The organism is Leptotrichia hofstadii, assembly GCF_007990525.1.
In the GTDB taxonomy this organism is placed as follows: domain Bacteria; phylum Fusobacteriota; class Fusobacteriia; order Fusobacteriales; family Leptotrichiaceae; genus Leptotrichia; species Leptotrichia hofstadii.
Window position 1 is genome coordinate 360,204 of record NZ_AP019823.1, and the last position, 17,574, is coordinate 377,777.

Here is a 17,574-nt window from a genome sequence, read left to right on the forward strand (position 1 = left end):
TTTTACATAATTTTAAAAAAGTGCTAAAATATAAAAGTAAATATTAGAATACTGAAATACATGGAGGTAAAATTAGATGGCAAAGACAGAATTTATGAAATTTGCATATTTCGATAAAGAAATAGTGGAATTTGAAAAAGCAACAGTTAGTATTGCTACACACAGTTTACAATATGGAACAACTTGCTTTGGTGGAATCAGAGGATATTACAGAAATGGGAAAGTAGCGATTTTCAGATTGCAAGATCATTATACAAGACTTATGAATGCGTCAAAAATGTTAGGATTTGAATATTTTATAACTTGGGATGAATTTAAGGATATTGTTACAGAGTTAGTTAAGAAAAACGATGTAAAAGAAGACTTTTATATGCGTCCGTTCGTATTTTGCAAGGAGCCTAGATTATCGCCTAAAAAAGCAGGATTAGACTTTGATTTGGCAATTTACATGCTGCCGCTTGCAGATTATGTAAGTACAGAAGGTGGACTGAACTTAATGAGTTCGACTTATAGAAAATATAATGATTCGGCAATTCCTACGAAAGCGAAAGCAGGAGGTTCATACATTAACTCGTTCCTTGCGACAAGTGACGCTCAAAGAAACGGATATGATGATGCATTAATGTTTGATGACGCTGGAAACGTGGTAGAAGTGTCAGTTGCAAATATAATACTGGTTTACAGAGGGCAAATAATAATCCCTGACACTGGAAACGCGGCTCTTGAAGGGATTACAGTAAGATCGGCATTGGAATTACTGGAACACAATGGATATAAAATAAATCGTGGAAAAATCGACAGATCAATGGTATTCACAGCAGACGAACTGCTAGTAACAGGAACAGCAATGAAAATTACTTATGCAGAATCATTGGACAAACGTCCTATTGGGCAGTTAGACTTTAATGCAAAACCACAAGCAGGTAAATTTCATAAATTGTTAAAATCAGAATATGAAAAAGTAATCAATGGAGAACATGAATTGTCTTCTGAATGGTTATTTATTGTAGAATAAAGGTAAGTACACTGGAAATGCTTGAAAAAGGCATTGAAGGTGTACTTTTACATTATTGGTGGAAATTCTTTTATTATTTTGAAAAAAAACTTGTATTTAAGATAAATTAGGAGTAAAATATAGTTGAAAGGGAAGAAGGGATAATAGAAGATTATTGAAAATTTATAAATAATATGATTAAAAATGGAATTTCGATATAATTTTTTACGTTAATTAATTTAATTGAGAGAATCAAGGTGTGACAAGAGATTGAAACTTCTTGGGAAATTAAATAGTAATGTAAAATTTGGGAAGAGAGATGGTTATTTAAAATCATCTCTCTTTTTGGATAAATTTGTTTGGATTTTACTTGAATGGCGAGGTTTAGGTTATCAAGCAAGTATTAATTAAAAAAAAGAATAAAAATTTCTTGAAATTCTAAAATAAAAATGATACCATTATGATAAGCAAAAATAAACTTGAAAAATTCAGATTTATACTTGGATAGTATCGAAATGCTATTTAAGTGGTAAAAAATTATCATATTTAAGCAATTCAAAAACTGTTCGGGAGAAAATCACAGACTTTTAAGAAATAGAACAAAAATTTGGAGGGAAAAAGTGGAAAAGAGAGCAACAATAATAACTTATGGTTGTCAGATGAATGTAAATGAAAGTGCAAAAATGAAACAAATGCTGCAAACAATGGGGTACCAGATGACAGAAGATATTGAAAATACGGATTTGGTGTTTTTGAATACTTGTACAGTAAGAGAAGGAGCCGCTGTTAAGGTGTATGGAAAACTCGGAGATTTGAAAAGAATAAAGGAAGAAAAAGATGGGAAAATGATTATTGGCGTTACAGGATGCCTTGCTCAGGAAGTAAGGGATGAATTTATTAAAAAGACTCCTTACGTGGACTTGGTACTTGGAAATCAGAATATAGGAAGAATTCCTGATATTTTAGAAAGAATTGAATCTGGGGAAGAAACACATATTGTCATGGTGGATGATGAGGATGAATTGCCAACAAGGGTTGATGCTGACTTTGGGGATGATATTGTAGCTTCAATTTCCATAACTTATGGATGCAATAATTACTGTACATTTTGCATAGTTCCCTATGTACGTGGAATGGAGCGTTCTGTACCGCTTAACGAAATAGTTAGCGATGTTGAACAATACACAAAAAAGGGATACAAAGAAATATTATTTTTAGGACAGAATGTAAATTCGTATGGAAGCGATTTTGCAAATGGGCAGGATAATTTTGCAGAATTATTGGAGGAAAGTGCAAATGTAGAAGGAGATTTCTGGATAAAATATGTGTCGCCACATCCAAAGGACTTTAGTGATGAAGTAATTGATACAATCGCAAGAAACCCGAAAATAGCAAGAATGCTGCATCTGCCACTGCAATCCGGTTCTACAAAAATTTTGGATGCAATGAACAGAGGATACACAAAAGAGGAATTTATTGCACTTGCTAAAAAAATTAAGGAGAAAGTACCTGATATTGGGCTTACAACAGATATTATCGTAGGTTTTCCAGGGGAAACAGATGAAGATTTTCAAGACACGATGGATGTTGTGAATGAAGTTGGATTTGAAAATGCGTTTATGTTCATGTATTCAAAGAGAACAGGGACTCCTGCGGCTACGATGGGCGAACAAGTCGATGAGCAAATAAAAAATGAGAGACTGCAGCAGCTTATGAGATTACAGAATATGAAGGCAAAAGAAGAAAGCCAGAAATATCTTGGAAAAATTGTTAAAGTGCTTGTGGAAGGACCGAGCAGAAAAAATCCTGAAATGTTGACAGGAAGAAGTTCTACGCATAAAATAGTTTTATTTAAGAGCGATAGAAAGGATTTGAAAGGGAAATTTGTGAATACAAGAATTTATGATGCAAAAACATGGACATTATATGGAGAGTTGGTGGAGGAATAAATGAAGACAAAAGAGACAAAGATAGAAGTCGAGATGGGAAAAAATCAGCAAGAGCAGATTGAACCTGTAAAAAAGAAAAGAGGACGTCCGAAAGCGTCGGAAACAAAGGAAATTTTAGGACTTAGCGAAAATTTAGAAGAAAAAAAACAAATTGAAAAAGAAGAAGAAACAGAGAAAAAAAATAGTTCAGAAAATTTGAATCTTGAAGAGGAAATGATAAAGGATATTCTTTCACAAAATGTGACAAAACTAAAGAAAATGGCAAAAGAATATAAAATTGAAAATTTTTCAGGAATGTCAAAACATGAACTTATAAATGCTATTTTGATAAAAAAAGGGGAAGAAAGAGGAAAAACTTATGGATTTGGGAAACTGGATGTAATTGGAGATGGAAATTATGGATTTTTGAGAAATACTTCAATTGGTCCTGATGTTTATGTTTCAATGTCACAAATAAAAAGATTTTTCCTGAGAAATGAAGACATTGTATTTGGAGAATTAAGAATACCAATTGGTACAGAGAAGAATTATGGAATTTTAAAAGTACTGCTAGTAAATGGAGATTTGCCTGAAAAATCACTCGAACGTCCATATTTTGACGATTTAGTGCCATCATATCCAGATGAGAAGTTAAATTTGGGAAGCGGAGAAATTTCTTCAAGAATTATTGACTTAATTTCACCAATTGGAAAGGGTCAGAGAGGGCTTATAGTTGCACCGCCAAAAGCTGGGAAAACTGTACTCCTTTCTACAATTGCAAATGATATTATAAAATATAATCCAGAAATTGATGTGTGGATTTTACTAATTGATGAAAGACCGGAAGAAGTTACAGATATTAAGGAAAATGTGAAGGATGCGGAAGTGTATGCCGCGACTTTTGATGAAGATCCAAGAGTGCATACAGAAGTTACAGAAAATGTGCTTCGAATGGCAAAAAGGCAAGTGGAACGTGGGAAGAACATTTTAATTTTAATGGACAGCTTAACAAGATTGGCACGTTCGTATAACATAACAATCCCATCAAGTGGAAAATTGATTTCAGGAGGAATTGATCCGAATGCCCTTTATTATCCAAAAAGATTTTTAGGTGCCGCAAGAAATATAAAAAATGGCGGGAGCCTTACGATTATTGCAACCGCACTTGTTGAAACTGGAAGCAGAATGGATGAAGTAATTTTTGAAGAATTTAAAGGAACTGGAAATATGGAAATTATTTTAAGCCGAACACTTGAACAATTAAGAATATTTCCTGCAATTGATGTATTAAAGAGTGGCACAAGACGTGAAGAATTATTAATTCCAAGAGAAAATCTGGAAAAAATCTGGAAGTTGCGAAGAGAACTAAGTGAAATGTCAGAAGTTGAAGGGATGAGAAACTTAATTGAACTAATAAAGAAATACAAGAATAATGATGAATTGTTGGAAGATTTATATAAAGTAAAAAAAGGAAAATAAAAATAAATTATTAAGGAGAAAAAGATGTTTGGAAATGTAAAAAATGAAGCAGGATTGCTGTTTAACAAGGGAAATTTTAAATTGGTAAAGAAAATTTTGAAAAAAGATGAGAAAATTGCTAAGCACAATCATGAAGATGAGGAAATTGTTTTTACCGTTCTAAAAGGAAAAATGGAAATGTACCTGAATGAAACTGAAAAACATGTTTTAGTACCAGGAGATATTTTACATTTTGACGGAATAAACTTTATTAATGGAAGTGCTTTGGAAGATTCTGAAGTTAGTGTAACATTGATAAAAAAATAATTATATAATGAGGGTATAATTTTTTATGCCCTTATTTAGTTGAAATATACTAAAAATAATGGAAAAATGGTATTTTAGTAAAAAAAATCAAGAAAAATTGAAATTATCAGAAAAAAGTGTTGACATTCATTCTGATTTATGATATTATATTTCTTGTCTGAGAGTATTTGAAAAATTGAAGATATTCTTTAGAACGGTGTATAGCGCAGCTCGGTAGCGCACCTGCCTTGGGAGCAGGGGGTCGTAGGTTCAAATCCTACTACACCGACCATTATAGATTTTGCGGGAGTAGCTCAGTTGGTAGAGCGTCAGCCTTCCAAGCTGAATGTCGCGAGTTCGACCCTCGTCTCCCGCTCCATTTTATTTATAAGAACAATTTGGTTATAAATATATGGTGACCGTAGTTCAGTTGGTAGAGCGCCAGTTTGTGGCACTGGTTGTCGCGGGTTCAAGTCCCGTCGGTCACCCCATAACTGCGAGCCATTAGCTCAGTCGGTAGAGCACTTGACTTTTAATCAAGGTGTCACTGGTTCGATCCCAGTATGGCTCACCACTATGATAATTAAATAATAGATTTGCGAGAGTGGCGAAATTGGTATACGCACTAGACTTAGGATCTAGCGTCTTCGACATGTGGGTTCGAGTCCCACCTTTCGCACCATAAAACCCCACATAAAATAGTGGATTAGTTCAGTAATATCAGCACTTCTAAAGGTTGATATTTTTTTATTTTCACCCTTTTTATTAGCATTCTGAACATCAAGAATAAATTATATCTATCTGTTTCATCCATATTTTCTAACACTTCTTTTAAGATTTTTATATTGTCCAATTTTTCTTCACTTATTGTTTTATCTTTTATTATTCTATCAATATCATTCAAGGAATCTTCAAATACTCGTTTTCTATTTTTCAGTTCCTCAAGTTTATCATTTAATTCAAATTCATTTATCAATTCTTTAGTAAATAATTCTAAATACTTAGTTCTTTCTCTATCTATTTTTTTGATTTGCTTGTCTATATTTTCTCTATCTCTTTTATACTTTTCTAAATTAGGCTTTTCGTTTAAAAACTCTAATTCTTTCAAATTCAATAATTTACGTATTATAAACTTTTCGGCTTTATTCATGGATATTGCCTTTTTACATTTATCACATCTGTAATTAACGCTGTTTTTAAACATTTTTCCACCACAGGTACATTCCAGTATGCCTGTGAATAAAAATTTGCCTTCTTTACGTATTACACGTTGCTTGAATAACATTTGCCGCTGCACTTCTCTGAATAGATCTTCACTTATTAATGCTTGGTGATTTCCCTTAAATATTGTTATTTCCTTGTTTATCTTAACTTCTCCAGTATTAATATTATTTTCTTTTCTACCATACATAAGATTGCCGATATAAAACTCATTTTGTAGAATCCATTTAATAGATGAAATATTTCTATTAAATATACTTGCTGTTTCAGAAATACTTTTAGTATTTAAGTATGTATTAAAAATACTTATTACATCTTCAGAAGTTTCAGGATCTATTACAATATTATTATGTTCGTCTTTTTTATAGCCAATTGGGATATTTCCACCTTGCCATATTCCTGCTTTGGCTCTAGCCCATTTATTTGACTTTACCCTCATTGATATTTGTTTTCTTTCGTAGTCTGCTAACACAGCAAATATTTGAAAGAACAACATACCGGTGGGGGTTGTTGTATTTATTTCAGATTGTGAGATAGATACAAATTTTATATTACTTTTTTGAAGTTCCAAAACAAAATTTAACATAGTTAAAGTTATACGTGAAATACGAGAACTCTCGTAAACCACAAGCACATCAAATGATTTCTTTTTGATTTCCTGTTGTAATTTAAGAAAGCCTTCACGATTATCATTACCTCCGCTTTCTACGTCCTGTATAACTTCTTTTAATTTGTAACCGCTCATTTTACAAAAATCTTCGCATTTTCTTATCTGAAACTCAAGTGAACGCCCCTCTTCCTGCATTTCTGTGCTAACCCTAGCATATATAATGGCTTTCATCTATGCTCTCCTTTTGTCCTGTTCTGCTTTGATTTTGTATAATAGTTTTAATATTTCTTCCTTATTTTTCATTATCCCTCCGTTTCCGTCATATCAAAATAATTCGATATAACACAATCTTTTGAAACGTGTTTAGCAGTCTCTTCAAAAGTTGGACCGCTAAAACTTTCTTCTTGTATTTCTTCTCTGTCAATATACACTTTTGCTATGAATCTTATTTCATTTTCAATTTTTATTTTGTAAATTTCGGCATGTTTTATCATTGATCCATTCTTTCCCAATCCTCAACTTCCTCTCCTGTTTTGAGAACTTGAAAGCCTGTTTCTATAGTATCCCATAACCAAACATCAAATTCTTTTTCTAACTTTTCTTCATCATTTATTATTTCTTCCGCCTCTTTTTCTGTATAGCCGTAATCATCGACTAAATCTATAACTTCAGCATTTGTACAGAAAGCATTTGCATTGCTGTTTGCATAAAATCCTACCTTGTATTTGCTCATTTGTTCTCCTCCTGTTTGTTACAAAAAGTACCCTCAATTAATCCTCTCTTTTATCTTACAAGTAAACTTTGCGAAGTCTCCAAATGTACTCCAGCAATTTCTTCTCCGTTCTTAATTGCTTTTTTGATTTCTTCTTTTTCTATTTTATCGCTCTGAATCATAGTTACAAATTTTGCTGGTATTAAACTTTTGTCGTCAATCACTAAAGATGGATTGTTATTTTTAATTGTAAATGTACCTGTTTCAGTTTCTATTCTCTTAACATCCAATCCTTGCATGGCTTCTAAGATTAAACTTTTTAGTGCTTTTTTTCTTTCGCTTGCTTGTTTTGCTTTTTTAGTATAGAAATCAGCAATTTCTTTGCATTTTTCTGCTTTTAATTCTAAATCTTTCAATAGTAATTCCAGTTGGTCCGATTTTTCTTCTAATAGCAATGAAACACTTTCTTTTGTATCATTTATTGTTTGTTCGTCCAATTCATTATTTTGGTTATCCAAAAAATTTATTATATTATTTATTTCTTTTAATTCGTATTTTATTAAACTCAAATTATTCATTTTGTTTTCTCCTTTCTATCATTTCTTATTCTTATCAAAAGGAAATCCTTCGTCCTCATCAGAATCATAACGATTTCTGTTATTATTTTCACCGTTACCACTGTTTTTGCTGTCAATAAATTCAAAAGTATTTGCCAAAACTCTTGTAAATTTCCTTTTTTCTCCGTTCTGTTCGTAACTGTTTACGCTTAAACGTCCTTGTATTAATATTCTGTTGCCTTTCCCAAAATATTCTGCTATATTCTCAGCCGTCTTTTCCCAAGCCACACAGTCGATAAACTCAGCTTCATCTTTTGTTTTCTGTACAGCCAATGTAAAAGTTGTATATGCCTTTCCGTTTGATGTATATTTTAGCTCAGGATCTCGTGTTAATCTTCCCATTAATATTGCTACGTTCATAATTTATGCTCCCTTCTTTTGCTTATTGTTTTTTATATAGTTACATAATTTTTCTAAATCTTTAATTGGAACTTTGCTTAAATTGTCTGTTGAATTAGCGAGTAAATATTTATCTATCTCTTTTTCATTTCCTTTTAAATGTTCATTTATATATTTAACTGCTTTTTGGATTTTCTCCTCTTCTGTCGAATATTCTTTAGGTTTATTTTGTTGCTTATCTTTGTCAATTGTTGCGTTAATCATATCGTCTTCCACTATTTCTAAAGCGTTTAGATAACAGTAACGTTTTAAATAAGTATGCGTACTTCCTATCATTTGTAATCCATTCTGTCCTTTTAAAACTATTTCAGCCTTTGGAGTTACAAAAGTGATTGTTTCGTCCGTTTTCTCTGTATTAATTACAGTTAATACACCTTCGTTTTTCTAGCAAATCAAATTTTGAAAAAAGTTTTAAGTTTTCAAATATTTCATTCACTTTTGGCAAGAAGTCTTTTAGTTCAAAATATTTAAAGCCGGAAAATTTATTATGCCCTCCCATTTTCAATCCCAAACTTTGCAATTCAACTCTAGCCTTTTGTAATTTTTCGTAAATGTTCATTATTCTTTTCCTCCCATTTATCATTGTCTTGTTTTAATTCCTTGTTAAGTTCCTGCAAGTTCTTAGCAGCATTCTTAAAAAAGTTAAGACTTGCGTTTTGTTGTTTTATATAGTCATCTGTAAACATTATTTTCCCTCCAGCAATAATTTCTCGATTCTTTCAAATTCTCTATCACATTCTTCTTGTGTATCAAAACGAAGAACAAAGACTTCTTGAGAATACGAAAATTTTATTTCAAATTCCCTTTTTCCTATAGTATGAAAATTTGACAAATTAAGTAAAATATCTTTAATTTTTATCCACATAGTTTTTCTCCTTTAAAAAAATTCTCCCCTTTTACAAGACCCATAAATTCCTTAATTCTGCTTGGCACATACCATAGTAGTAGTGCCATTAAAAATGGAAACACTGTATTACCGCCAAATATCCAATGCCCTTTAACTCTAATCGTTTCAATCTGCATTAGAGCAGTTGTTATAATTAGAATTATCCATTTTATTGCACTCTTTGTTGTCAGCATTTTCTTCCTCCATTTCTTCAATTTCCTGTTTATCCATTTCTTTTTCCAGCTGTTCTCTTATTGTCATATTTTGCCTCCTGAAATTTATTTAAGATTATTAATATCTTATCCAAACCCACAATCGCTTATGGGCTTGGTAAAATATCAATTTATTTCCAGTTCGGATTAAAAAGTAGTGGCTTTGGTTGTTTTTTGTTAAACAGCCTTTTGATTCTATTTTTTAGTTTCTTAGCTTCTCTTTCCTTTTTCACTTTCTCGTTATTGCTGTTTACTAATGTTACCGATTCAAAATTCATTGTTATTCCTCCTATGCTATTTTTTTAGTTGTTACAGTTACATCTACAATTTCATCTTCCCACTCTGCTTCCTGATGTCCGTTGTCGTATGTTATTACTCCAACTTGATAACTTTTTTCAACTTGTTCCTCATATTCAAAGTTCTCAAAATATTCACGAATTTTCATAACTTCCTTTGTTGTGGCTCCGTCCAATATCCAGCTCATAAGCCAATTGTTCAACCATTCTTGAGTATATTCGATTTCATCGTTATCGTTTACCTTTAGTTCTTCACTATCAATTAAATCGAATATTACGCCTCTTACTTCTTTTTCTAAAGCTGTCATTTTTATCATCTCCTATTTATAACATTATGTAACGTTTTTGTTACATAAATTCCTTTAAAAAAGTAGTCTTATCTTGACTACAAAATTATTATAACACATTTGTAACAAAAATGCAACACTTTTTTGTAACAAAATTGTTACTTTTTGAAAAAATGTGGTAAAATTAGAATAAGAAAGCAGGAGGAATACTTATGAAACTAGGGGAATTATTAAAAGAAAAGAGAGAGCAAAGAAATTTAACTTTGCGACAAGTAGAGAATAAATTAAAAGGAAAAAATATTAATTACAGTCACACAAGTATAAAAAGATTAGAGAATGAGGAACACGAAAAAGTTCCAATAAAAGTTTTATCGGCTTTAGCAGAAATATTTAATCTAAATAAAATAGAATTGTTTAATCTGGCTGGTGCTGCCTTAGATAAAATAGACGATGATAGGGTTTTACAATTGAACAGAAGAGAAAAATTGCAAAGAGAGAAATTTTTAGAAGATAATGCCGTATTTTTCTTTAATGATGAAAATGTTTCGGAAGAAGACAAAGACAAGTTAATGCTTGCTCTGAATAACGCATATTTTAGATCAAAAGAAATAAAAAGGGATAAGAAAAATAAAAAATAGCCATTATTGGAGGAATATGAAAAAGAATTTTGTATTAAGAGTAAAAAATCTGATAGAAAAATACAGAACAAAGAATCCTTTTGAAATTTGCGAAAGAGCAGGCGTTGAAATAATATTTCAGGATTTAGGAAAAATAAAAGGATTTCATGTAAGAAACGCTGGAGTCAGTTTAATAATGATTAACAGCAAACTTTCTGAATTAATGATAATTATAGTGCTGTTACACGAGTTAGGACATGCCGTATTGAAGCATCCAACAAAAGATATTTCTTTTATGAAAGATAATTTTTTTGGATTTTCCAACCAGCTAGAAAACGAAGCAAATTTATTTTTGGCAGAATTTTTATTTAATTACATTCCGCTAGAGGATTATTTTGTTGGAAAAGAAGAAGAAAAAGCATTGATGAGATTGGCGGAGTTGAAAAGTAGATTTGGGAAATAAAGATAAATAAAAAAGAGATTTAAAAAGGGTTTATTGAGGAAAACTATAGTTAAGATACGGAGAAAAATGTGGAACATATAGATTTTCCTGAAGAAATGAAAAATAAATTTGAAATAATACAATTTTTAAATAATTTGTTATCTGCAAAAGATAACAAGCTATACTATAATATGAAAGAGATAAGGTTTTTTGAAGCTTCGTTGCTTCCGCTTTTTCACACTATTAACCAGCAGTTGTTTCAGACACATGAAAAAATATATTACAATGAAATAAAGAGTGAAATAATAGATTTTTTTGCAAAAAACAAATATTTAAAATTATTTAATAATGAAATTAGAATATCTGAAGATAATTATAAGACAATGCTGGATTTTACAATGTTAAAGAAGCAAGAAAATGAGAATGATACATTTGGAAAAATAAAAAATATAATATTAGAGAAAAAGTTATTGAATAATAGTAATTTGATTTATAGCTATCTATTAAGTAATATTGGAGAAATTACTAACAATAGTTATGAACATGGAGAAACAGCGGTAGCATATATATGTGGGCAGTATTATCCTAGACTTAGCAAACTTTCTTTTTCGGTAAGCAATTTAGGAAAAACAATAAATGAAAAGGTAAAAGAAGTTAAACCTAATTTATCAAATAAAAAATGTATAGAATGGATATTTAAAGAAGGTACAACCACAAGAAAAGATGGAACATCGGGCGGTTATGGTTTGTATGATTTAAAAGAAATGGTTGAAGAATTAGAAGGGAATATAACAGTAGTTTCAGGGTATGATTATTATTCTGTTGATAAAAACAGAAAAACAGTTTATAATAGACTAACTAACAAATATAAAGGAACAACGATTATTATTGATATTTATTATAAAAGATAATGATAGCTTAAAGGAGGAAAAATGGAAATAAATGTAAAAGAATTAATTAAAACAGAATTTGCAATTAAAGCTGAAAAAGGAGAAATTTTGCACAAAGAATTAGAAAAAGGGATAAAAAAGAACGAAGAAATCGTGTTAGATTTTAGTGGAATCGAGGCGAGCACAACAAGATTTTTTAATGTTTCAATAGGGAAACTTTATGGAGAATTTTCAGAGGAAACAATTGACAACATAAAAATAAATAATGCCAACGAAGTTGTAGCTAATCAGATAGAGGTGTCTAAAAATGGATCAAAAATATTTTACTCATCTAAATAATTATGATTTAAGAACAATTAATGAAAAAAAAGTAATATTTGATACAAATGTTCTGGTAAACCTCTATCATCCTGAAATAAACAAAAATAATACGATAAACCAAAACTACATTTCAAAAATAGAAGATTTACTCATAGATTGTAAAATAAAAAAAATAAAAATAAAGATAATAATTCCCATTATATCAGAATTTTATAATTTAGCATTGAATGCTGCTTTTGAAGACTATAAAATAAGTAAACTTAAAGATGAAAAATTTACTAAAAAAGATTATCGAAAAACTCCTGAGTTTAAAATTTCAAACGCAGGAATAATAAAGATAATAAATGACATTCTTCTGCATCAAGAATTTGAAGTTGAGCATTATAATTTTGAATATGAAAAAATAGAAAATAAAGAAACGTTGTTATCTAGTTTGGATTTTACAGATTTAATAATAAGTAAATATTGTGAAGAAAAAGATGTTTGTTTAGTAACTTTAGATAGTGATTTTAGAAAAACTTTTAGAAGAAATTTAAAATTTAGTATAATATCTAACTGATAAGTAAAGGCACTTTTAACTGGTTTCTTTTTTAATACTTTCAATTTTCTTTGAAATATGATATAATTTAATAAATTATAAAATAGAAAGCGAGGAAAAGAATGAAAAAGATATTATTGGTTTTGACGATGATGTTATTTGTATTCAGTTGTGGAACACCGCAAGCACAGAAAGATTTAGAAAGTGTATTAAAGGCACTTCAAACTGGAGATGCAAAAAAAATAAAGGAGTTGAATCCTAATTCGGAAATGTCGGCAAACGATGAAACTGTAAAAATTTTCTTAAGCGGATACAAAAAAATGAGTTACAAAATCAAGAAAACAAAAGTGGAAGGAGACAAAGCAATTGTAAATCTTGATATAAAAGCTCCTGATCTGAGTTCTTATTTTCCAGAATTTATGCAACAAGGAATGGCATTAGCTTTTTCAAATTTTGGAAAAAGTGAAGAAGAAATGAAAAAACTTGGAGAAGAATTTACAACAAAATATTTTGAGGAAAAATTAAAGTCAAAAGATTTGAAGTTTAATGAGAAAAATATGGATGTTGTGTTGAAAAAGAATGGTAAAAATTGGCAAGTTTATGGACAAGACGAAAAAAATAAAGAATTTTTTGAAGTGCTTACTTTTGGTTTTTCAAAATTAGCAGAAAATACAAATGGAGCTTCCGAACAAAAGCAACCTACCAAGTATTTTAAAAAAGGTGAAAGAGGCGTAATTGAAAATACGGCACAAACTGTAACAGATGTTAAAGTTGTAGAAAAAGGAGAGTATTCACAACCTAAAGAAGGGAATGAATACATAGTTATAAAACTTACTAAAGAAAATGTTTCAAAAAATATAGTGCCAGGTGCAATATCAGAACATTACCAAATTGAAACTAAGGATAAAAAACTAATTAAACCAGACGTAAGTGTTGTTGAATTTGGAGAATTTAATTTTGATGATATACCAGTTGGAAACAAAATTGACCAGACAATTGTCTTTGAAGTTCCAAAAGGGCAAGCAGGAACTTTTAACATAATAGAAAACGGACATAAACTGGCTGTATATGATATAGGATTATAAAAAATAAAAGGAAGCTGTAAAAAGCTTCTTTTTTGTTTTAAAAATTTTGTTGCAAAAATGTTACAAATGAGGTATAATGATTTTGAGGTGATAAAATTGAAAATAGAAGAAAAAAGAATGAGGACTATTAAAAGCCTTATTTTTTCAAGAGGTTTAACAATGAAAGAAGTGATGGAAAAATTTGGATACAATAGTTATGAAGGCTTTAAAAGAGCCATAAAACAAAATAGAAGAAACAGATATAATGAAGTCCTTAGTTATTTGAAGGATTAATTTTTTTGATTATTTTGTAACATTAAAGTTACAAAAACAAATCCCAAAAGAAAAGGAAGGAGGTGTGAGATGAAAATAAGAGTTAAGAAAGGAGAGAAATGAAAGATATAATAGCACTGATAATTTCTATGATAATTTATCATTTTTTTCAGGAAAAAATTAAAAAGATAGTGATGTATTCACTACCTTTTGCAATGTTGTATTTATTGATTAAATCAATTTTGTACGTTACTTTTTAGAAAGTTTTCTAAAAATAAAAGAAATAAAAGCAGGAGTTCCAATAGCAAAAGTAAGTTCAGCAAATTTCTTTGGAGTTTTATATTCCAAAACTATAACACCAAAAGATTTTAAAACTTCAACAATCCATTTGAGAACTTCTAATAAAACAGGCTCTAAAGCAGGAACAAATGTCGCATATGGTGCAAGCCAAAGAAAAATATAACTTGCAAATCCTAAATAAACAGAAATATTTTCAGGAATTTCCAAGTTTTGAAATATCCTGATATATTCATTTAATCGAGGTTTCAAAAAAATAACTGGAAAATTTTCGATAACAACTTCAAATTCCTCTTCTTGAGTAGAATTGTAAGCGTCAATAGCGGAATTTATAACATTATTCCAGTAATTATGATTTTTTAGATAAACTTCAGATAAAATTTTAAGATTTGAACTTATGGATTCAAATTGTCTGTGAATATCAGGAAAATTAATTTGTTTTGCCAAGATGTTTAGATTAGTCAAATTAGCAAAACTCATTTGTTGATTGATTAAATTAACACTTTGGAATGCTGAATTATTAATAGCTTCTTGTAATTTTTGAACATTATTCATTGCTAATTGGATTCTTTGAATATTAGGATTATTCATCAATCTTTGAGCAGCTTCCATAGAAGCAAGTGAATTTTTAGGAATAAGCATAATAACACCTCCTTTCAGTTTTAATATGTTTGGCGATATTATTATAACTCAAAAGGAGGTAAAAATGAAATAAGGGAGGCGTGAGAAATGAATTGGAAAAAGATATTGCTACAAATAATTTTATCAGCAGCAACATCAATAATAACACTGTATATTTTGGCTAGATACTTTAGTTAGTAGCTTTAAAAATCAAAGCGAACCATTTCCAATGATTTATTAGATACCATACAACAATTGTTGTTAAAATACTTGTTAATATTGGAACAAAAATAGAAGTTAATATTTTAAGTGAAAAGATTTTAAGTTCAGTAATAAATTTATTTTTACGTTCAATTTTAAAATCTTCAAGAAAGGCAATGCCGTTAGGATTAATTTCAATAATATCGTCATTAATGTTATTGTCGTAATAATTTGAAACATATTCAAAAATATTATTGATCCTTATATCTAAAACATCTCTTGAATGATGATTGAATCGTTTTAATAAATCGTTATACCTAACTTTTTTCTTTTCAGAAATATATTTTAATATTTTCAAATCAATAGAGTTCATAGTAGTTCTCCTTTGTTTTTGTTGATATTATAACACAAAATCAAAAAAGGAAAAATAAGGAGGCAAGAGAAATGCAAACAAGAGGTACGAATCCTAAGCCGACAACTCCTAGACCGTCAAATCCGAGAATAAAGCAGTTATACATCAATCCAAGAGAAAATATAAAAAGAGTGCATGGTGTAACTTTGAAAGTTTTGAAAATTATTGAAGAAGAAGGTGTAACCGAAGATGAATTTGATATAATTGTCAAATCAATTAGAAACGAATTTAAGAGATTGAACGGAAATAGGAACAGAAATGCTGAGTTTAAAATAAAATTTAAAAAGGCTTCGTTTGAACGATTTAAAGAAGTGCTTGAAAAAATATGTGATTCAAAAGGTGTTTTATAACAAAAAAGCACTTCAAATGAAGTGCATACAAATATTTTCATAATTTGATTATATCAAATTTAGTAAATTAAGTAAAGAGGTGTAGGAAATGAGATTCTCGACATATTTAAACAATGCCAAATGTATGGAGTGGAAAATAAATGCACAGCAAGGAATATTATTTGCTTTGTTGTATGAAGCTCCAGCCTGGGCAAAAGAAGAAATAATTGAAAATAAAACTTATTATTTTGTATCAAGAAATTTGATACTTGAAGAATTGCCGATGTTTTTTGAAAAATCTGATACTGTATACAGAAATTTAAAAGTATTGCAGGAAAAAGGGCTTATTGAATATATAAAGCAAGGCAAAAAAGATTTAATAAGAATTACCGCAAAAGGTAAAACTTGGAACGAGTTTAAAGATAATAACTCGGAGAAAAGTCCGAGTTCTGAACAAAATTCGGAAAAAAATCCGAATAATCTCGGAAAAAAATTCGACAAAGAGCCAAAAAACTCGGAAAAAAATCCGACAAATAATAATACTATATATAATTATAATAATACTAATATATTAAATAATATATATAGTCAGGTTATTAATTATTTGAATAAAAAAGCGAACAGCAAATTCAAAACAACAAGCAAAGATAATCAAAAACATATAAAAGCTCGTATAAACGAAGGATATGGTTTTGATGACTTCAAAAAAGTTGTAGACAATATGTGTTCAGCTTGGAAAAATACAGAATTCGAGAATTATTTAAGACCAAGCACCTTATTTGGTGTTAAATTTGAAAATTATTTAAACTGGAAAAAAACGGGAGGAAATAACAATGGCAACACCGCAAGAAATAAAAGATTTAATACAGGAGAAAATAGCAAACACACAAAAAGACCAGACAGAACCAACGATGGAAACGGATGGAATTAGGGTAGAGAGAGTAAGTTTTAAGAAAATAGACAGGGAAAACAAAATAAGGGAATATCAAAATTTATCAAGCCAAATGATGTTTTATGATGATTACAAGTGCGATTTCAAAACTTCATACATAAAAAACGAAACCGAGAAAGAATACAAAAAATCTTTTGAGAAATTTTGCGAAAATTTTGAAAAATTTAGATATGAAGGCTTTGGAATTTATATGTCTGGAGAAGTGGGGACAGGTAAGAGCCATTACACAAATTGCATTTATAACGAGCTGAAGGACAAATATATTGTGTACAAGACAAGTTTGCAGACTTTATTTGACGAAATAATTGAAAAGTTTGGAGAGAAGACGGCTACAAGTTTTTTAAGGGAAAGATTAGGCAAAGCTGAAATAATCATTTTGGAAGATTTAGGAAACGAATTTATGAAAGACTGGGCAAAGCAAAATATGTTTTTCATATTTAATTTTCTATTCAATGCTAGAAAATCAGTAATTATAAATACAAACTTGTCAGACGATCAAGCAAGTGATTTTTTCAGAATAATGGGGACAGATAAGCTGTTTTCAAGGCTCAAGAGTAAGTGTAAATACTACAAATTTGACTGGGAGGACAGAAGAATAGGAATGTATAAGGATGAAATAGATAAATGGTATTAGGAGGATAAATGCAAAATTTAAAAAGAGAAAAACCAGGAACTTATAGAATATAGAGAA

General features: G+C 29.8%; 27 protein-coding genes and 5 tRNA genes. 18 read left to right on the forward strand and 14 right to left on the reverse strand.

Features of this window, described 5'->3' with window-relative positions; translation table 11 throughout:
- Positions 1-76: 76 nt before the first annotated feature.
- The 9 genes from FVE77_RS01625 (at position 77) to FVE77_RS01665 (ending at position 5,368) form a co-directional block, all read left to right on the forward strand.
- Positions 77-1,015: a branched-chain amino acid transaminase gene (locus FVE77_RS01625; RefSeq protein ID WP_006805774.1), complete on the forward strand. Its 939-nt coding sequence runs from the start codon at positions 77-79 to the stop codon at positions 1,013-1,015.
- Positions 1,016-1,614: 599 nt separating this feature from the next.
- Positions 1,615-2,943 carry a tRNA (N6-isopentenyl adenosine(37)-C2)-methylthiotransferase MiaB gene (gene miaB, locus FVE77_RS01630; RefSeq protein WP_026745257.1) on the forward strand — a complete coding sequence of 443 codons (1,329 nt, stop codon included), beginning with the start codon at positions 1,615-1,617 and terminating at the stop codon, positions 2,941-2,943.
- A gap of 213 nt (positions 2,944-3,156) precedes the next feature.
- On the forward strand, positions 3,157-4,401 hold the full coding sequence (rho, locus tag FVE77_RS01635) for a transcription termination factor Rho (protein ID WP_036087473.1): 1,245 nt from the start codon (positions 3,157-3,159) through the stop codon (positions 4,399-4,401).
- Positions 4,402-4,425: 24 nt separating this feature from the next.
- The gene (locus FVE77_RS01640) at positions 4,426-4,707 is read left to right on the forward strand and encodes a cupin domain-containing protein (protein WP_026745259.1); all 282 of its coding nucleotides are present in this window, start codon (positions 4,426-4,428) and stop codon (positions 4,705-4,707) included.
- 194 nt (positions 4,708-4,901) lie between these two features.
- Positions 4,902-4,978, forward strand: a tRNA-Pro gene (locus FVE77_RS01645).
- A gap of 11 nt (positions 4,979-4,989) precedes the next feature.
- A tRNA-Gly gene (locus FVE77_RS01650) sits at positions 4,990-5,065 on the forward strand.
- Between the two features lie 36 nt (positions 5,066-5,101).
- Positions 5,102-5,177: transfer RNA gene (locus FVE77_RS01655), tRNA-His, on the forward strand.
- Positions 5,178-5,184: 7 nt separating this feature from the next.
- Positions 5,185-5,260 (forward strand) — tRNA-Lys (locus FVE77_RS01660).
- A 24-nt stretch (positions 5,261-5,284) separates the two neighbouring features.
- Positions 5,285-5,368 (forward strand) — tRNA-Leu (locus tag FVE77_RS01665).
- A gap of 24 nt (positions 5,369-5,392) precedes the next feature.
- Here the strand turns inward: FVE77_RS01665 and FVE77_RS01670 are convergent.
- From FVE77_RS01670 to FVE77_RS01715, 12 genes are all read right to left on the reverse strand, one after another.
- The gene (locus tag FVE77_RS01670; RefSeq protein ID WP_026745260.1) at positions 5,393-6,748 is read right to left on the reverse strand and encodes a recombinase family protein; all 1,356 of its coding nucleotides are present in this window, start codon (positions 6,746-6,748) and stop codon (positions 5,393-5,395) included.
- A gap of 71 nt (positions 6,749-6,819) precedes the next feature.
- Positions 6,820-7,029 (reverse strand): hypothetical protein, encoded by a 210-nt coding sequence (locus FVE77_RS01675; RefSeq protein ID WP_026745261.1) that lies wholly within the window; start codon positions 7,027-7,029, stop codon positions 6,820-6,822.
- On the reverse strand, positions 7,008-7,250 hold the full coding sequence (locus FVE77_RS01680; protein WP_026745262.1) for a hypothetical protein: 243 nt from the start codon (positions 7,248-7,250) through the stop codon (positions 7,008-7,010). Before FVE77_RS01680 ends, FVE77_RS01675 begins: the two co-directional genes overlap by 22 nt.
- 50 nt (positions 7,251-7,300) lie before the next feature.
- A complete protein-coding gene (locus FVE77_RS01685) occupies positions 7,301-7,807 on the reverse strand; it encodes a siphovirus Gp157 family protein (protein ID WP_051254435.1) in 507 nt (168 codons plus the stop codon).
- An 18-nt stretch (positions 7,808-7,825) separates the two neighbouring features.
- Positions 7,826-8,206, reverse strand: coding sequence for a single-stranded DNA-binding protein (locus FVE77_RS01690; RefSeq protein ID WP_146967789.1), 381 nt, complete (start codon positions 8,204-8,206; stop codon positions 7,826-7,828).
- A 3-nt stretch (positions 8,207-8,209) separates the two neighbouring features.
- Entirely contained in the window at positions 8,210-8,605 is a 396-nt protein-coding gene (locus FVE77_RS01695; protein WP_172966420.1) for an ERF family protein, read from the reverse strand.
- Positions 8,601-8,804, reverse strand: a complete 204-nt coding sequence (locus tag FVE77_RS01700; RefSeq protein WP_146967794.1) for an ERF family protein — start codon at positions 8,802-8,804, stop codon at positions 8,601-8,603. The genes FVE77_RS01695 and FVE77_RS01700 overlap by 5 nt, the downstream gene beginning before the upstream one ends.
- Entirely contained in the window at positions 8,773-8,931 is a 159-nt protein-coding gene (locus tag FVE77_RS01705) for a hypothetical protein (RefSeq protein ID WP_036087392.1), read from the reverse strand. Before FVE77_RS01705 ends, FVE77_RS01700 begins: the two co-directional genes overlap by 32 nt.
- Positions 8,931-9,110, reverse strand: coding sequence for a hypothetical protein (locus FVE77_RS01710; protein ID WP_026745265.1), 180 nt, complete (start codon positions 9,108-9,110; stop codon positions 8,931-8,933). Before FVE77_RS01710 ends, FVE77_RS01705 begins: the two co-directional genes overlap by 1 nt.
- A 147-nt stretch (positions 9,111-9,257) precedes the next feature.
- Positions 9,258-9,392, reverse strand: a complete 135-nt coding sequence (locus FVE77_RS12950) for a hypothetical protein (protein WP_269472241.1) — start codon at positions 9,390-9,392, stop codon at positions 9,258-9,260.
- Between the two features lie 82 nt (positions 9,393-9,474).
- Positions 9,475-9,621, reverse strand: coding sequence for a hypothetical protein (locus FVE77_RS12585; RefSeq protein WP_169718703.1), 147 nt, complete (start codon positions 9,619-9,621; stop codon positions 9,475-9,477).
- Positions 9,622-9,632: 11 nt separating this feature from the next.
- Entirely contained in the window at positions 9,633-9,947 is a 315-nt protein-coding gene (locus tag FVE77_RS01715) for a hypothetical protein (RefSeq protein ID WP_026745266.1), read from the reverse strand.
- Between the two features lie 191 nt (positions 9,948-10,138).
- Here FVE77_RS01715 and FVE77_RS01720 point away from each other — a divergent pair, with 191 nt between their 5' ends.
- The 6 genes from FVE77_RS01720 to FVE77_RS01745 all read left to right on the forward strand — a co-directional run bounded on the left by FVE77_RS01720 (position 10,139) and on the right by FVE77_RS01745 (position 13,819).
- Complete coding sequence (locus tag FVE77_RS01720; RefSeq protein WP_036087399.1) at positions 10,139-10,564, forward strand: helix-turn-helix domain-containing protein; 426 nt, start codon at positions 10,139-10,141, stop codon at positions 10,562-10,564.
- A 16-nt stretch (positions 10,565-10,580) separates the two neighbouring features.
- The gene (locus FVE77_RS01725; protein ID WP_036087401.1) at positions 10,581-11,006 is read left to right on the forward strand and encodes an ImmA/IrrE family metallo-endopeptidase; all 426 of its coding nucleotides are present in this window, start codon (positions 10,581-10,583) and stop codon (positions 11,004-11,006) included.
- Between the two features lie 68 nt (positions 11,007-11,074).
- Entirely contained in the window at positions 11,075-11,896 is an 822-nt protein-coding gene (locus tag FVE77_RS01730; protein ID WP_026745268.1) for an ATP-binding protein, read from the forward strand.
- A 21-nt stretch (positions 11,897-11,917) separates the two neighbouring features.
- On the forward strand, positions 11,918-12,214 hold the full coding sequence (locus tag FVE77_RS01735; protein ID WP_051254437.1) for an STAS-like domain-containing protein: 297 nt from the start codon (positions 11,918-11,920) through the stop codon (positions 12,212-12,214).
- Complete coding sequence (locus FVE77_RS01740) at positions 12,183-12,755, forward strand: PIN domain-containing protein (RefSeq protein WP_026745269.1); 573 nt, start codon at positions 12,183-12,185, stop codon at positions 12,753-12,755. The genes FVE77_RS01735 and FVE77_RS01740 overlap by 32 nt, the downstream gene beginning before the upstream one ends.
- 101 nt (positions 12,756-12,856) lie before the next feature.
- The gene (locus tag FVE77_RS01745; RefSeq protein ID WP_051254438.1) at positions 12,857-13,819 is read left to right on the forward strand and encodes a DUF4352 domain-containing protein; all 963 of its coding nucleotides are present in this window, start codon (positions 12,857-12,859) and stop codon (positions 13,817-13,819) included.
- A 501-nt stretch (positions 13,820-14,320) separates the two neighbouring features.
- Here the strand turns inward: FVE77_RS01745 and FVE77_RS01750 are convergent.
- Both FVE77_RS01750 and FVE77_RS01755 read right to left on the reverse strand, forming a co-directional pair.
- Complete coding sequence (locus FVE77_RS01750; protein WP_026745270.1) at positions 14,321-15,010, reverse strand: hypothetical protein; 690 nt, start codon at positions 15,008-15,010, stop codon at positions 14,321-14,323.
- Positions 15,011-15,179: 169 nt separating this feature from the next.
- Positions 15,180-15,563, reverse strand: coding sequence for a hypothetical protein (locus FVE77_RS01755; protein WP_026745271.1), 384 nt, complete (start codon positions 15,561-15,563; stop codon positions 15,180-15,182).
- A 71-nt stretch (positions 15,564-15,634) separates the two neighbouring features.
- Here FVE77_RS01755 and FVE77_RS01760 point away from each other — a divergent pair, with 71 nt between their 5' ends.
- The 3 genes from FVE77_RS01760 (at position 15,635) to FVE77_RS01770 (ending at position 17,517) form a co-directional block, all read left to right on the forward strand.
- Positions 15,635-15,952, forward strand: a complete 318-nt coding sequence (locus tag FVE77_RS01760) for a hypothetical protein (protein ID WP_026745272.1) — start codon at positions 15,635-15,637, stop codon at positions 15,950-15,952.
- Positions 15,953-16,040: 88 nt separating this feature from the next.
- Positions 16,041-16,862 (forward strand): conserved phage C-terminal domain-containing protein, encoded by an 822-nt coding sequence (locus tag FVE77_RS01765; protein ID WP_051254439.1) that lies wholly within the window; start codon positions 16,041-16,043, stop codon positions 16,860-16,862.
- Positions 16,765-17,517 carry a DnaA ATPase domain-containing protein gene (locus FVE77_RS01770; RefSeq protein WP_051254440.1) on the forward strand — a complete coding sequence of 251 codons (753 nt, stop codon included), beginning with the start codon at positions 16,765-16,767 and terminating at the stop codon, positions 17,515-17,517. Before FVE77_RS01765 ends, FVE77_RS01770 begins: the two co-directional genes overlap by 98 nt.
- Positions 17,518-17,574: the final 57 nt, after the last annotated feature.

What these genes read in the sequence shown, in the direction of transcription:
- FVE77_RS01625 (WP_006805774.1), top strand. Translation starts at nt 77, where the DNA reads ATGGCAAAGACAGAATTTATGAAATTTGCATATTTCGATAAAGAAATA.
- rho (WP_036087473.1), top strand. Translation starts at nt 3,157, where the DNA reads ATGATAAAGGATATTCTTTCACAAAATGTGACAAAACTAAAGAAAATG.
- FVE77_RS01640 (WP_026745259.1), top strand. Translation starts at nt 4,426, where the DNA reads ATGTTTGGAAATGTAAAAAATGAAGCAGGATTGCTGTTTAACAAGGGA.
- FVE77_RS01670 (WP_026745260.1), bottom strand. Translation starts at nt 6,748, where the DNA reads ATGAAAGCCATTATATATGCTAGGGTTAGCACAGAAATGCAGGAAGAG.
- FVE77_RS01680 (WP_026745262.1), bottom strand. Translation starts at nt 7,250, where the DNA reads ATGAGCAAATACAAGGTAGGATTTTATGCAAACAGCAATGCAAATGCT.
- FVE77_RS01685 (WP_051254435.1), bottom strand. Translation starts at nt 7,807, where the DNA reads ATGAATAATTTGAGTTTAATAAAATACGAATTAAAAGAAATAAATAAT.
- FVE77_RS01690 (WP_146967789.1), bottom strand. Translation starts at nt 8,206, where the DNA reads ATGAACGTAGCAATATTAATGGGAAGATTAACACGAGATCCTGAGCTA.
- FVE77_RS01700 (WP_146967794.1), bottom strand. Translation starts at nt 8,804, where the DNA reads ATGAACATTTACGAAAAATTACAAAAGGCTAGAGTTGAATTGCAAAGT.
- FVE77_RS01705 (WP_036087392.1), bottom strand. Translation starts at nt 8,931, where the DNA reads ATGTTTACAGATGACTATATAAAACAACAAAACGCAAGTCTTAACTTT.
- FVE77_RS01710 (WP_026745265.1), bottom strand. Translation starts at nt 9,110, where the DNA reads ATGTGGATAAAAATTAAAGATATTTTACTTAATTTGTCAAATTTTCAT.
- FVE77_RS12950 (WP_269472241.1), bottom strand. Translation starts at nt 9,392, where the DNA reads ATGACAATAAGAGAACAGCTGGAAAAAGAAATGGATAAACAGGAAATT.
- FVE77_RS12585 (WP_169718703.1), bottom strand. Translation starts at nt 9,621, where the DNA reads ATGAATTTTGAATCGGTAACATTAGTAAACAGCAATAACGAGAAAGTG.
- FVE77_RS01715 (WP_026745266.1), bottom strand. Translation starts at nt 9,947, where the DNA reads ATGACAGCTTTAGAAAAAGAAGTAAGAGGCGTAATATTCGATTTAATT.
- FVE77_RS01720 (WP_036087399.1), top strand. Translation starts at nt 10,139, where the DNA reads ATGAAACTAGGGGAATTATTAAAAGAAAAGAGAGAGCAAAGAAATTTA.
- FVE77_RS01725 (WP_036087401.1), top strand. Translation starts at nt 10,581, where the DNA reads ATGAAAAAGAATTTTGTATTAAGAGTAAAAAATCTGATAGAAAAATAC.
- FVE77_RS01735 (WP_051254437.1), top strand. Translation starts at nt 11,918, where the DNA reads ATGGAAATAAATGTAAAAGAATTAATTAAAACAGAATTTGCAATTAAA.
- FVE77_RS01740 (WP_026745269.1), top strand. Translation starts at nt 12,183, where the DNA reads ATGGATCAAAAATATTTTACTCATCTAAATAATTATGATTTAAGAACA.
- FVE77_RS01745 (WP_051254438.1), top strand. Translation starts at nt 12,857, where the DNA reads ATGAAAAAGATATTATTGGTTTTGACGATGATGTTATTTGTATTCAGT.
- FVE77_RS01750 (WP_026745270.1), bottom strand. Translation starts at nt 15,010, where the DNA reads ATGCTTATTCCTAAAAATTCACTTGCTTCTATGGAAGCTGCTCAAAGA.
- FVE77_RS01755 (WP_026745271.1), bottom strand. Translation starts at nt 15,563, where the DNA reads ATGAACTCTATTGATTTGAAAATATTAAAATATATTTCTGAAAAGAAA.
- FVE77_RS01760 (WP_026745272.1), top strand. Translation starts at nt 15,635, where the DNA reads ATGCAAACAAGAGGTACGAATCCTAAGCCGACAACTCCTAGACCGTCA.
- FVE77_RS01765 (WP_051254439.1), top strand. Translation starts at nt 16,041, where the DNA reads ATGAGATTCTCGACATATTTAAACAATGCCAAATGTATGGAGTGGAAA.
- FVE77_RS01770 (WP_051254440.1), top strand. Translation starts at nt 16,765, where the DNA reads ATGGCAACACCGCAAGAAATAAAAGATTTAATACAGGAGAAAATAGCA.